This is a genomic window from Microcoleus anatoxicus, from assembly GCF_042465725.1.
GTDB lineage: Bacteria > Cyanobacteriota > Cyanobacteriia > Cyanobacteriales > Microcoleaceae > Microcoleus > Microcoleus anatoxicus.
In genome coordinates, this window is sequence record NZ_CP120853.1 from 5457501 (window position 1) to 5471385 (window position 13885).

8 protein-coding genes, 2 tRNA genes and 2 rRNA genes (1 of these 12 running past the window's edge) are annotated in these 13885 nt (G+C 45.7%); 5 read left to right on the forward strand and 7 right to left on the reverse strand.

Features of this window, described 5'->3' with window-relative positions:
- From P2A85_RS23740 to P2A85_RS23755, 4 genes are all read right to left on the reverse strand, one after another.
- Window positions 1-972, reverse strand: a 23S ribosomal RNA gene (locus P2A85_RS23740); it reaches 1929 nt to the left of the window's first position.
- Between the two features lie 193 nt (window positions 973-1165).
- Window positions 1166-1238 (reverse strand) — tRNA-Ala (locus tag P2A85_RS23745).
- Between the two features lie 87 nt (window positions 1239-1325).
- A tRNA-Ile gene (locus tag P2A85_RS23750) sits at window positions 1326-1399 on the reverse strand.
- Between the two features lie 117 nt (window positions 1400-1516).
- Window positions 1517-3007: ribosomal RNA gene (locus P2A85_RS23755) — 16S ribosomal RNA — on the reverse strand.
- The 16S and 23S rRNA genes sit together here with 2 tRNA genes alongside, the layout of an rRNA operon.
- A gap of 1156 nt (window positions 3008-4163) precedes the next feature.
- Here P2A85_RS23755 and P2A85_RS23760 point away from each other — a divergent pair.
- The 5 genes from P2A85_RS23760 to P2A85_RS23780 all read left to right on the forward strand — a co-directional run bounded on the left by P2A85_RS23760 (window position 4164) and on the right by P2A85_RS23780 (window position 11499).
- Entirely contained in the window at window positions 4164-6032 is a 1869-nt protein-coding gene (locus P2A85_RS23760) for a protein kinase (RefSeq protein WP_377481667.1), read from the forward strand.
- Window positions 6033-6234: 202 nt separating this feature from the next.
- The gene (locus tag P2A85_RS23765; RefSeq protein WP_377475828.1) at window positions 6235-6690 is read left to right on the forward strand and encodes a transposase; all 456 of its coding nucleotides are present in this window, start codon (window positions 6235-6237) and stop codon (window positions 6688-6690) included.
- Window positions 6691-6885: 195 nt separating this feature from the next.
- Window positions 6886-8247: a serine hydrolase gene (locus tag P2A85_RS23770; RefSeq protein ID WP_377475829.1), complete on the forward strand. Its 1362-nt coding sequence runs from the start codon at window positions 6886-6888 to the stop codon at window positions 8245-8247.
- A gap of 48 nt (window positions 8248-8295) precedes the next feature.
- Complete coding sequence (locus P2A85_RS23775) at window positions 8296-10584, forward strand: hypothetical protein (RefSeq protein ID WP_377475831.1); 2289 nt, start codon at window positions 8296-8298, stop codon at window positions 10582-10584.
- A gap of 15 nt (window positions 10585-10599) precedes the next feature.
- A complete protein-coding gene (locus P2A85_RS23780; RefSeq protein WP_377475832.1) occupies window positions 10600-11499 on the forward strand; it encodes a glycosyltransferase in 900 nt (299 codons plus the stop codon).
- 286 nt (window positions 11500-11785) lie between these two features.
- Here the strand turns inward: P2A85_RS23780 and P2A85_RS23785 are convergent, their stop codons facing one another.
- The 3 genes from P2A85_RS23785 to P2A85_RS23795 form a co-directional block, all read right to left on the reverse strand.
- Entirely contained in the window at window positions 11786-12583 is a 798-nt protein-coding gene (locus P2A85_RS23785) for a hypothetical protein (protein WP_377475833.1), read from the reverse strand.
- 342 nt (window positions 12584-12925) lie between these two features.
- A complete protein-coding gene (locus tag P2A85_RS23790) occupies window positions 12926-13075 on the reverse strand; it encodes a helix-turn-helix transcriptional regulator (RefSeq protein WP_377481671.1) in 150 nt (49 codons plus the stop codon).
- Between the two features lie 3 nt (window positions 13076-13078).
- Entirely contained in the window at window positions 13079-13822 is a 744-nt protein-coding gene (locus tag P2A85_RS23795) for a helix-turn-helix transcriptional regulator (RefSeq protein ID WP_377475834.1), read from the reverse strand.
- Window positions 13823-13885 lie beyond the last annotated feature (63 nt).

A 13885-nucleotide genomic window follows, 5' to 3' on the forward strand; every position in this document is an offset into this window, starting at 1 on the left:
CTGGCCGAGCAACAGTTGAGTATTCAGAGTTTGCCTCGATTTGGTACCGCTCTCGCAGCCCGCACCGAAACAGTGCTTTACCCCTCAACTTCATCTCGACCGCTGTGCCTCAACACATTTCGGGGAGAACCAGCTAGCTCCGGGTTCGATTGGCATTTCACCCCTAACCACACCTCATCCGCTGATTTTTCAACATCAGTCGGTTCGGACCTCCACTTGGTGTTACCCAAGCTTCATCCTGGACATGGTTAGATCACCCGGGTTCGGGTCTATAAACAGTGACTTGTGCTTTCACACTGACGCTCTTGTCAAACTCGCTTTCGCTTTGGCTGCAACCCATAGGGTCTTAACCCGCCACTGCCTATAACTCGCCGGCTCATGCTTCAACAGGCACGCGGTCAGACGTTAAATCGTCCTTCCACTGCTTGTAAGCTAACGGTTTCATGTTCTATTTCACTCCCCTTCCGGGGTTCTTTTCACCTTTCCCTCGCGGTACTGGTTCACTATCGGTCACACAGTAGTATTTAGCCTTACGAGATGGTCCTCGCTGATTCACACGGGATTTCACGGGCCCCGTGCTACTCGGGATACAGTCACGTCCTCTCTACTTTCGACTACAGGACTTTCACCTTCTCTGGTGCAGCTTTCAACTGCTTTGTCTAGCTTTAAGGTTCGTTGATGACTGTCCCACGACCCCAGAAGTCAAAACCTCTGGTTTAGGCTGTTTCCCGTTCGCTCACCACTACTAGGGAAATCGCTATTGCTTTCTCTTCCTCCAGCTACTAAGATGTTTCAATTCGCTGGGTTCGCCGCACCAATCTATGTATTCAATTGGTACTTACTGGGTTGCCCCATTCGGACATCTCCGGATCAATGCTTGCTTCCAGCTCCCCGGAGCTTATCGTCGGTCGCCACGTCCTTCATCGCCTCTGTGTGCCTAGGTATCCACCGTTAGCCCTTTGTAACTTGACCAACATCATTTACTGATGGTCTTTGGTGACCCTGATTTCTCAGTTTTCTCACCTGTTTGATGATTACTTTGTTTCTATGCAGTTTTCAAGGTTCTTACTAGAGTCGAGACTCCAGCATTCCGACTAGCTTTTGGCTGGTCTAGGTGCTGATTTCTACTTCATCTGTGTTATTTCTGGGCTGGGTTGAGTGAGAGTGGAGGTAAGCGGACTCGAACCGCTGACTTCCTGCGTGCAAGGCAGGCGCTCTACCAACTGAGCTATACCCCCACTAAGCTAGTGCGTCATTTTTCTTGGCTGCATTCAGGACTTTTGGTTCCTTCACTCAACACTGAAACTTCTTCACTTGTTTCCAGGTGGGCCATCCTGGATTTGAACCAGGGACCTCACCCTTATCAGGGGTGCGCTCTAACCAACTGAGCTAATAGCCCGTTACCTGAACCCGTTAATAGTTTGAAAGCTTTGACTCTATTATCTCGAACGACCAGGGATGACTGCTTCTAGACCTTTTATGTTTAGGTTCGGTCTGTCTTCAGATGGTCTCCCTAAAAGGAGGTGATCCAGCCACACCTTCCGGTACGGCTACCTTGTTACGACTTCACCCCAGTCATCAGCCCTGCCTTCGGCATCCTCCCCCTCGAAAGGTTAGAGTAATGACTTCGGGCGTGGCCAACTTCCATGGTGTGACGGGCGGTGTGTACAAGGCCCGGGAACGGATTCACCGCAGTATGCTGACCTGCGATTACTAGCGATTCCGCCTTCATGCAGGCGAGTTGCAGCCTGCAATCTGAACTGAGGCAGGGTTTACGGGATTAGCTCTCTCTCGCGAGTTGGCTGCCCTCTGTCCCTACCATTGTAGTACGTGTGTAGCCCAGGACGTAAGGGGCATGCTGACTTGACGTCATCCCCACCTTCCTCCGGTTTGTCACCGGCAGTCTGTTTAGAGTGCCCAACTTAATGATGGCAACTAAACACGAGGGTTGCGCTCGTTGCGGGACTTAACCCAACATCTCACGACACGAGCTGACGACAGCCATGCACCACCTGTGTTCGCGCTCCCGAAGGCACTCTGGTGTTTCCACTAGATTCGCGACATGTCAAGTCCTGGTAAGGTTCTTCGCGTTGCATCGAATTAAACCACATACTCCACCGCTTGTGCGGGCCCCCGTCAATTCCTTTGAGTTTCACACTTGCGTGCGTACTCCCCAGGCGGGATACTTAACGCGTTAGCTACGGCACTGTCCGGGTCGATACAGACAACACCTAGTATCCATCGTTTACGGCTAGGACTACTGGGGTATCTAATCCCATTCGCTCCCCTAGCTTTCGTCCCTGAGTGTCAGTTATGGTCCAGCAAAGCGCCTTCGCCACCGATGTTCTTCCTGATCTCTACGCATTTCACCGCTACACCAGGAATTCCCTTTGCCCCTACCATACTCTAGCTGTTCAGTTTCCACTGCCTTTCCGAGGTTAAGCCCCGGTCTTTGACAGCAGACTTGAACTGCCACCTGCGGACGCTTTACGCCCAATCATTCCGGATAACGCTTGCATCCTCCGTCTTACCGCGGCTGCTGGCACGGAGTTAGCCGATGCTGATTCCTCTGGTACCGTCATTTTGTTCTTCCCAGAGAAAAGGAGTTTACAACCCAAGAGCCTTCTTCCCCCACGCGGTCTTGCTCCGTCAGGCTTTCGCCCATTGCGGAAAATTCCCCACTGCTGCCTCCCGTAGGAGTCTGGGCCGTGTCTCAGTCCCAGTGTGGCTGATCGTCCTCTCAGACCAGCTACCGATCGTCGCCTTGGTGGGCTTTTACCCCCCCAACTAGCTAATCGGACGCGAGCTCTTCTTCAGGCTATAAATATTTTTCCTTTCGGTACATCGGGGGTTAGCAGTCGTTTCCAACTGTTGTCTCCGTCCTGAAGGTAGATTCTCACGCGTTACTCACCCGTCCGCCACTAATGTATTTCTACACCCGTTCGACTTGCATGTGTTAAGCAGACCGCCAGCGTTCATCCTGAGCCAGGATCAAACTCTCCGTGTTGTTGAGTTTTTTCGGCTCGTCAAGCTCTTTTTCGGTCATTTTGGCGATTATGCCTCGTTTCCTTCTTTTTTACTTGACTTTTTTCTCGTTGTTTGTGATATTAAGTATCAGCTACTGCTTTTACTCTCTATCTCTAATTTTTTGACGAGGTTAATAGTGCTTTAAGCTTTCAAACTATTCTTTTTTCTAGGTTCGGTTTTTACCTTCCGGTTGTGGTTCAGTGAACCGCTTCCCTTCCGGCGCTTTATTAATATACTTATTCCGCAAGATGTTGTCAAGCGTTTTGTGAAAATATTTTTGAGTTTTTTTCTAGCCTATACACCGTATGCCTTTCAACTCTTAAGAATCCCTAGGCTATCCTACAAGCTGATCCCTTTTTCGCCATTAGTCTCAAGAATGACCCGGAAAGTGGGTTTTTGGGCAGGACTGTGATTTGGGTAGATAGCATTTTTATGGGTAGAACATCATGGGACTAATCATGTCCGCAGGTTAGCAGTACACATATATATGTAGTAAGCGTCAAGATATTGATGCCATCAACGGGAAGTAGTCTTGGCTGCTGTGGGTCGATCGCCCTTGGATGACGCAAAACCCTATACTTACGAGATCCGTCAGAAAGTTAGGTCCCGGATCAAAGTCGTTGGCGCGAGCAAAAGTGAAGTGGGGCAGATGTGGAACAGAGCCTGGTAACACCATAGATTTATAGATCGAGCAGTCCATGGATTAGAAAAGGGAGTGAAGGTCTGCCCAAATAGCTGACTTCCCAGGATGGTACTTTGGTAGCCGCCGGGTAATGCCGATCGAAAGACCGATCGCATAAAATGAAGTGAAACCAGCTAAGGCTCCGGGAAATCAAACCACAGTTGAGATGGCCTTACCTTGGGAAGGACTTTCTCCACTCACACACCATCTCACGGGCCTTGACAAAATTGGCTTTACTAGAAAAAAAAAGACACCAGCCTACGGTAAGCGCGATCGAGCTTTCGCAACAGAGGTTTTTCCCTCCGTGGTAAACTCTGCTCCTAGAGAAGATTGTCGATCGAGAGTTAAACAAGTTTTCCGTGTCAATCCAGCCGAAACATCAAACAGCGTTGGCGGTAAGGGGATATTTCAAGGCGCGATCGTCACAACTCTCAAATCCCAAATTCAAAATCCCATGAGTTACTGCCTAAATCCTAACTGTTCCCAGCCAGAAAACCCCGACGCAGCCAAACTATGCAAAAATTGTCGCTCGAAACTGCTGCTGCGCGATCGCTATCGAGCACTCAAGGCGATAGGACAAGGCGGTTTTGGCAGAACATTGCTCGCCGTTGACGAAGACAAACCCTCAAAGCCTCGCTGCGTCATCAAACAATTTTTACCCCCGGAAACGCCACTAATACCGTCAGCCAGCAATCGCAACAGCAAAAAAGCAGCCGAACTTTTTGAACAAGAAGCAATGCGATTAGACGAATTAGGCAAACATCCTCAGATTCCCGAATTATTAGCATATTCCACCCAAGACAACCGACAATATGTAGTCCAAGAATTTATCGACGGGCAAAACCTAGCGCAAATTGTAGAAACCGAAGGCATTTTCACAGAGAGTCAAATTCAAGACTTACTAAATAGCTTACTGCCCGTACTTCACTTCATTCACTCACACAATGTTATTCACCGAGATATCAAACCAGCAAATATAATTCGCCGCCCAGACCAACAATTAGTTTTAGTAGACTTTGGGGCTGCCAAAATTGCCACAGGTACAGCATTACTCAAAACAGGAACCAGCATTGGTAGCCCCGAATACATCGCCCCAGAACAAGCTAGAGGCAAAGCATTTTTCACCAGCGACTTATACAGTTTAGGCGTAACTTGCCTTTATTTACTAACTCAAGTTTCCCCATTTGACCTGTTCGATCCGGGTGAAGATACGTGGATATGGCGACAGTATTTAGGCAACAACCCAGTTTCTGAAGAATTAGGTCAAATTTTAGACAAAATGATTGAAAATGCTACTAATCGCCGCTATCAAACGGCGGGTGCAGTATTAAAAATTTTGAATCCTAAAGCTACCCTAAATTTGACAATTCCCCAAACAATTACCAAGCCAAATAAACCTATATACCAGAACAATCAGCGCCAAAAACAGACTAATAACTGGCAATGTATTCACACATTGACAGGTCATAAAAATTTAATTTTCTGTGTTGATTTCAGCCCAAACGGAGAAGTTATCGCTAGCGCCAGCGATGACAAAACTATCAAACTTTGGCAAGTAGAAACAGCAGCAGAAATTACTACCCTGAGCGGACATACTAACTCCGTTCAGACAGTAGTATTTAGCCCTAATGGAGAGATACTGGCTAGCAGCAGCCAGGACAAAAATATCAAATTTTGGCGTATGAAAGATGGGCAAGATATTTGCACCCTTACTGGTCACACTAACTCAGTTTATGGATTGGCTTTTAGTCCCGATGGCGAAACTATTGCTAGTAGTAGTTGGGACAAAACTATTAAAATTTGGCGAGTTAAAGATGGGCAAGAACTTCGCACACTAACGGGTCACATAAACTTAGTTTATTTTGTTGCTTTCAGTCCCGATGGAGAAATTTTGGCTAGCAGTAGTTGGGACAGAACAATTAAGATTTGGCGAGTCAAAGATGGGAAACTACTTCGGACGCTTACTGGACATACAGACTGCGTGCGCTGTATCGCTTTTAGTCCCAACGGAGAGTTTCTTGCCAGTGGCAGTCACGACAATACTATCAAAATTTGGTGGGTGAAAGATTGGCAAGAAATTTTAAGTATTACAGGTCATTCTTGGTATGTGGATTCCATTGCTTTTAGTCCTGATGGCGAGAGTATTGCCAGCAGTAGTAATCAAATTATCAAGATTTGGCAAGTCAAAAATGGTGAAGAAGTTTGTAATATTCCCGGTCATACAAATTCCGTTTATTCAGTTAATTTTAGTCCCGAAGGAGAATTGATTGCTAGCGGTAGTAGTGATAAAACAATTAAGATTTGGCAGAACGTTAGGGTGTAATTTTAGAAGTGGGAAGAAGGTCTAAGGACTACGTTTATCCATCCACTTAGCCTAGTCCTTGGGGGGTTGTCGCCCAAGGATTACCATCGGGGGTAAAACAAGCTTTCTATTTGCCCAAATATCTCCGAATCAGGATTTGATCCGGAATAATAGCCAAAGCCAAAGATATATGGAGAGAAGTTCCCGATGCCCCGATGGAGGAATGCCACCTAAAGCCCACTTAGAATCTCACCTGACGGCAGAGGAACTCAAAATTCGCTACCGGCAGGCCGACAACACTACAGAGTCCCGTCGCTGGCACTTGCTATTATTGGTTTCCAGAAATTGGACTATCAAAGAAGCGGCTCAAGTTATAGGTATTAACTACGACTATGCCAAAGAAATTGTCCAGCGCTATAACCGGGAAGGACCTAACTCTGTGAGAAACCGCAGTGGAGACCGCCAGCCACCTCCTGCTAAATCTTTGCTGAATCCAGAACAGCAAGAAGAACTGCGACAAGCGCTACAAGGGTTAGCCCCCGATGGGGGAAATTGGACTGGGCCCAAAGTAGCTCGCTGGATTGCCGAAAAGACTGGTAACACTCATGTCTGGCCACAACGTGGCTGGGACTACCTGAATCGCTTGGGTGTCGATGAGTGGCGCCGACGGCGAAAGTAGATCCTATATAGTAGATGTCTCGCAAAAAGCTGGTCTTGAACAGGTTGTCTGGGCCTGTTATGCGGATGAGAGATTTCTAATATATAGTGTGGGGCGATCGCCTGTGAGCGATCGCCCTTTTTTGAGCCACCATTGCCGTTGATTTTTGCATAACATTCCTCAGTCTGAAATCTCAAATCTCAAATCTCAAATGGTTTGACTCTTGTAACCATAGCTGCTTATATTGAGTGTGGTTGTGTTCAGGAGTTGACCATGCTGGGGATAGAGCGTTTTTTCTCGGCGACAAACAAGACTGTCGCAGTAGTGGCTGGAATTGGACTGATTCAGATATTAACGATCGCCAGTTCATTTTCTCAATCATCAAATCAGCGTTCCCTGGACGAACTTTACAAAATCCGCGATCGCATTATCAGTCAATTAGAACAACCTCCGTCTCCCTCTCCCGAACCAACTCTACTTTCCCGGTTAGTTCCCTTCAATACGAATACTCCTGAAAAACTCATAGAGGAGTTGCAATCAGTCGAGGTTCAAATATTAGTAGAACAGCGGGCTAACGATAACTTACAGCAAGCAGTTCGTTTAGCGAACGAAGCGGTAGAAGCTGGACGAGAGCCAAATCATTCCCTCGAATATACCCAGAAAATTCAATTTCTGTGGCAACAAGCCCTGAACAATTTGTACGAAGTTCCCCAAAATTCATTCTTAGCTAGTTTAACGGCTTCAAAAATTCAAGAATACCGCAACAATCTAACGGCCGCAAGCTTGGAAGTCAAACAAGCAAAATCCGATTTTTTGGCTTCAGTTGCCAGGGAAAGTGGGTTATCGAATCAAGCTTCCATCGGCATTTGTCACCTTTCCAGAGACTGCGTTCACCTGCGAGGCGATTTACCTCCGGTGAGTCCAGCTAGTTTAATTAAACTGCCGATTGCTGTGGCCCTGATGCAAAAAGTGGCACAAGAAAAAATCAATCTTAACAAACAAGTATTTGTTGATTCTGGTAATTTTACTGAAGACTCATCGACGGAGATTTTGTCCGATCGCAATTACCCGCTACAGAAACTGTTAGAAGAAATGATCGATCGCAGCAGCAATATTGCCACCAATCAACTGATCGATTACTTGGGTTCCGATTACATCAATGAATTCTTAGCAAATCGTGGCTACAAAGTAACCCGTGTCAACTTCAAATTAATGGGAGCACAGATCATGCCTAGTAACCCTGGTAGTGGTGCGAACCGATTGACTGTTAACGAACTCACCGAAATGATGGTACAAATTTACAACGGCGAAACACCCGGTGCTAAACTGTTAGTGGAAACTCTCAACAGACAGTACGATCGCAATCTGGGATTTGCGGCTTTGCAAGGAACGAAAGCACAGTGGCTAGGTGAAAAAACTGGAGAAAATTCCCTGGTACTCGGCACAACTTTAGCAATGAGTATTGACGGTGAAGCCTATGTGATCACTGTAATTGACAACACCAGTGGCAGCGATACAGAAATGCGAAAGTCGATCGCTAAAATCGCCGACTACATTTCCAGCCACCCCGATTTTTAGTGAACATGATTTAAACACAGTCATCAAAATAGGGAGTAAATTGTAGCTATGTTCGTAGCACAACATTTGTGGGAATTGATTTTATTTTTAATTATTTTAATCTGTCCAATTTCCTTAAGTTTTTTTGTGGCATTTCTGAATCATCAAGAAAGAATCAACTATTCATTGTTTCATTTTTTCCTCATTTTTGTGACTAGCTGGAGCATTGTACAAGTCTCGACAGGGTTGATTTTAGGAAGTTTTGATGCCTTAAATATTTCGGGAGTTATTTTAGCAGAATTGGGAATATTTATATTAGGTTGTATCCTAAATTATCCCCTCATCAATCAAATTATTCAATTTCTAAACCCGCACCAATTATTCGTCAATAAAACTCGCAATCAATGGGAATGGCTCATTATTTTTTCAGTGGGCTTTGTGGGATTTTTGCTATTGGGAAATCTCGCAACTAAACCGATAACCAATTATGATTCATTGTGGTTTCATCTGCCCGCAATTGCCAGATGGTATCAAACAGGTTCATTGACGTTATTAGATGCCACTGGTAATTGGATTTTTGAACAAGAGCAAGCGAGAGTATATCCTTACAATTGGCATATTTTGTCTGTCTTGTGTTTGTTTCCCTTCAAATCTGATTTTTTAGTAGCGTTTCCCCTGCTAATTGCTTGGGTAATTCAGGGACTTTCAGTGTATCTTTTGAGTGTTAAATTTGGAGCAACTAGAGTTCATGGCATGGCCGCGTCAGCTTTGATATTGACAGTGCCAATGATGCTGAACCAAGTTAACACGATTCACCCTGATTTACCGCTATCTGCCATATTTACAGTTGGTTTATATTTAGGCTTTTCTTATTATAAAAGCCGTTCTTTGTCGGAACTAGCACTCTTTTTTGCAGCCACGGGAATGCTAGCGGGAATCAAAATAACTGGTCTAGTCTATGCAGTCTCACTTTTAACCGGATTAGGAATCTTAGAAATTCATAAATTTGTAGTTAATAAAACTCCTAGACCAAATCAATTTAAAATCATTTATTTTTTCAAGCCTATATTGCTAGGTGGTCTAGTTCTTTTCTTACTTTTAGGAGGTTTTTGGTATGGCAGAAATTTGTTGCACATCAATCATCCGATAGTTGATACTAAAGAGATTAAATTTCCTTTACAACCAGTTACCATACCATCCACAGTAAAGCCACCAACACCAGCACTCCCCAAGCAGCCAGATTCGCCACATTTCAAGATTTGGCAAAGCACTTTAGCCGCTCAATTCAATCCTAGCAATATCGATCACTGGAAAACTCTCGGCTTGCAAATTATGATTAGATTGCAAGTGCCATTTATGGCACTTGTTTTGCAGGTATTAGCAGCACCTCTGGCTTTGACAACAGCTAAAAAGAAACTAATTAATCAAAATACTATTATATTGAGTGTACTGCTTGCCTGTACAGGAATTATGTATCTTATTACACCTTACAGTTCTGGTACTGGGGGAGAGTCGATTGGTGAAATAAGTCCTCTACTCGGTTTTAACCTCAGATACGGATTTCCATTTTTAAGTGTACTGGGCATCGCAGCCGCAGCTACAGCAACTTTGTTGAAAACTCGCAATCAATTTGTTGTGACTGTGGTGGTGATTAGCAGTCTTTTGGGAATTACGAGCAATACAATTTTTGATTATATTAAAAATGCTTCTTTCACCGGAGATAGTATTGTGTGGGGAAGTTTGCTGATTGACAGTTTTAAGTCTAATCCATTAGAAGCTTTTGAGACTATAGGAAAAATATTAGCTGCCAGTTGGAATGATATTTTCATATACCCGATATTGTATCTGGTGTCAATCTCAGTGGTGGCTGGGATATTATTAAAAACAAATCCTCGCTTAGGCTGGCAAAATAATCTATTTCCATCTATTTTCAGGCATAAATTAAATTACCTAGTGATAATTGGTATCTGTATAGGATTGATAGTAATTGGGAATTGGAGGGAACAGCGAGATGTTGCTCGCACAGCACTGTATCGTGGTATTGACGAATATATTAATGAGAATACTGTGCCCAATGAAAAAATTGGATTCTTTTTGAGTTGTCGTAGCTACCTTTTTTACGGAAAAAATTTGAATAGGCAAGTTTTGTATGTACCTTTTAAAACAGATAGACTTTCTGTATGGATTGACAACCTGCGACAAAATCAGGTTAGTATAATTGGATTCGGGCCATTGACTGATACAGACGCAGTAACCAGAAAAGCTCTATCTAAGCTGACTGGTGCCGAGGGCCCGCTGGAACCAGTTTTCGGTAGAGATTTTAATACCGAACCAGTGCTGTATCGTTTGAAAAATTGAAATATATCAGTGATAATGAACCTAGAGCCAATTTTATTTTCAATTATCGTTCCTACCTATGCTCGTCCTGAAAAATTGACGACTTGTCTCCAGTCTTTTGCTAAACTTGAATATCCGCGCGATCGCTTTCAAGTTATAGTCGTTAATGATAGTACCGAAATATCTCTAGTATCAACAGTTGCTCCGTTTCAAGATAACTTAAATCTCATACTTTTAACCCAACGTAATTCAGGACCAGCCATAGCAAGAAATACTGGTTCTCGTGCAGCCACAGGCAAATTTTTAGTATTTACAGATGATGATTGTACTGTGGCATCTAACTGGCTGCAAAGTCTAGAAACTAGATTTACCCAAACACCAAATTGTTTAATTGGAGGTCGAATTATTAATGCCCTTCCTGATAACATATATTCTACTGCAAGCCAGCAATTGATCGACTACCTTTACAGTTATTATAATGCTATTCCCGATCGCGCCAAATATTTCACTTCCAACAATTTTGCCCTTCCGGCTGAATCCTTCCAAAAAATTGGTGGCTTTGGGACAAGTTTTTCCTTCGCTGGAGAAGACCGAGAATTTTGCCATCGGTGGCTTAACTCTGGGTATAATGCCATCTATGCTCCCGAAGTTATAGTCTATCATGCCCACAAACTGACACTGCACCAATTTTGGCAACAGCAATTCAATTACGGTAAAGGTGCTTTTTTGTTTCAGCAAGTTACTGCTAAAACTGCGACTAAAGGGAAACTACAAAATCCGTCATTTTATTTGAATTTACTTGCTTATCCCTGGAGACACACAACAGGTATTCAAAAGCTATTAATTGCCGGATTGTTTTTCCTGTCGCAGGTGGCGATCGTGGCGGGATTGTTATGGGAAAAGAAGGATTATGAGGCTCGGAGACTAGATGGGTGAAACTGCTAAGTAGAAGGAAGAAGGAAGAAGGAAGAAGGCCCAACGACTACGCTCAGGGAACGCTTCAGGAAGAAGGAAGAAGGCCCAACGACTGCGTTTATCCTGCCCTTCGACTCCGCTCAGGAACCGCTTCAGGAAGAAGGAAGAAGGAAGAATGCTCATACAGCAAGCTTTTTTGCCACCTGTATCTTAGGTTTAATTAGGTGGATTTACTTAAGTAGCTCCACCTAATTAAACCGAAAACGCAAGGGCGGCATACTGTCCTCGCGTAGCCCTCGACGGGGAATTAATTCCCCGGCAGACTGGTGGGTGAATGTAAAGACTCAAGAATGCCAAAAACTTTGGGTGAGTCCGCCAGTCCGAGAGTCCGCCAGTCCGAGAGTCCGCCAGTTCGATCGTCCGCCAGTTCGATCGTCCGCCAGTTCGATCGTCCGCCAGTTCGATCGTCCGCCAGTTCGATCGTCCGCCAGTTCGATCGTCCGCCAGTTCGATCGTCCGCCAGTTCGATCGTCCGCCAGTTCGATCGTCCGCCAGTTCGATCGTCCGCCAGTTCGATCGTCCGCCAGTTCGATCGTCCGCCAGTTCGATCGTCCGACAGTTCGATCGTCCGACAGTTCGAGAGTCCGACAGTTCGAGAGTCCGCCAGTTCGATCGTCCGACAGTTCGAGAGTCCGACAGTTCGATCGTCCGACAGTTCGATCGTCCGCCAGTTCGATCGTCCGACAGTTCGATCGTCCGACAGTTCGAGAGTCCGACAGTTCGATCGTCCGACAGTTCGATCGTCCGCCAGTTCGATCGTCCGACAGTTCGAGAGTCCGACAGTTCGAGAGTCCGACAGTTCGATCGTCCGACAGTTCGATCGTCCGACAGTTCGATCGTCCGACAGTTTGATCGTCCGCCAGTTCGATCGTCCGACAGTTCGATCGTCCGACAGTTCGATCGTCCGCCAGTTCGATCGTCCGACAGTTCGATCGTCCGACAGTCCGAGAGTCCGACAGTTCGATCGTCCGACAGTCCGAGAGTCCGACAGTTCGATCGTCCGACAGTCCGAGAGTCCGCCAGGGGTTAAAAACCCCTGTCTCATAGCGAAAGTCCTCTCAAAGAGGACTGGTATCGATCGTAATTCAATTCGATTTACCAGTCGGTTTCAACCGACTTTTGCTATGAGGCAGGGGTTTAAACCCCTGCCGGACTGCCGGACTGCCGGACTGCCGGACTGCCGGACTGCCGGACTGCCGGACTGCCGGACTGCCGGACTGCCGGACTGCCGGACTGCCGGACTGCCGGACTGCCGGACTGCCGGACTGCCGGACTGCCGGACTGCCGGACTGCCGGACTGCCGGACTGCCGGACTGCCGGACTGCCGGACTGCCGGACTGCCGGACTGCCGGACTGCTGGACTGCCGGACTGCGGGTGTTACCTTTATTAAAGTGAATCGCGATATTTCTTAGGAGTCACACCGACGATTTTGCTAAAAGTCTTGCTAAAATAACTTTGGTCGTGAAACCCAACTTGCTGCGAGATATAGGTTATTGATAAATCTCGCCTTTTCAACAACTGTTTGGCTTTTTCAATACGTCACGCAGTGACGTATTGATGGGGCGTGACTCCAATTGATTGTTTGAACAAACGACTGAAATAATAAGGACTGATTTCCACTAAATTAGCAAGTTCAGCTAAGTGCAAATCTCGGTTTAGGTAGTCGTTTATGTAGTTAATAACAATCTGCAATTTGACAGGTTCGAGACCGCCTTCAAAATCTCGCCGATGGGGTTTTTGTGCCGAATAGCGGTGCAGTATGTGCATTGAAAGCGCGTTTTTCAGTGCATCGACATAGAGAGTACCGTTTAATCCACCTGATTCGAGTTGGGTTTTGAGGGCCCAGCCAATTCCGTGAATCAACGGATCGCTGATTTTCCAGTGCGGTATAATTTCAATCAGGTTGGAATTGGTTGATTCGTCTACTGTTTTGTCGAAGTCGGTAGGTTCAAGTGCGATCGCCATAAATTCCTGTTCTTCGACTGCGTATGACTGAAAATCAGTACCAGCAGCAGCGATGAACATCTCTCCAGTTTGGCACAGTTGGCTACCGTAGCGTTTCCCGTTCAGTGCTACTCCCCCGATAGCTGAAGAGAATATCATGCCAATGCTGTGTTGTTGGAGATAGTGTTCGGGAGATTCGTTTGGTGGCTGACGGTGATATTCGACGTGAATTCCCTGCCAATTTGCACCGTGACTCGACAGGATTGGGGGACGCGGGAGAATCGATTTCATCGCGTCTGTCTGGGCAAAATCCAGAATTAACGGCTTCTGTGAGGACATAGGTTACACCTGCTACGGTAGTTGCTATATCATATATTTATGAAACACACAAAACGCATCTCA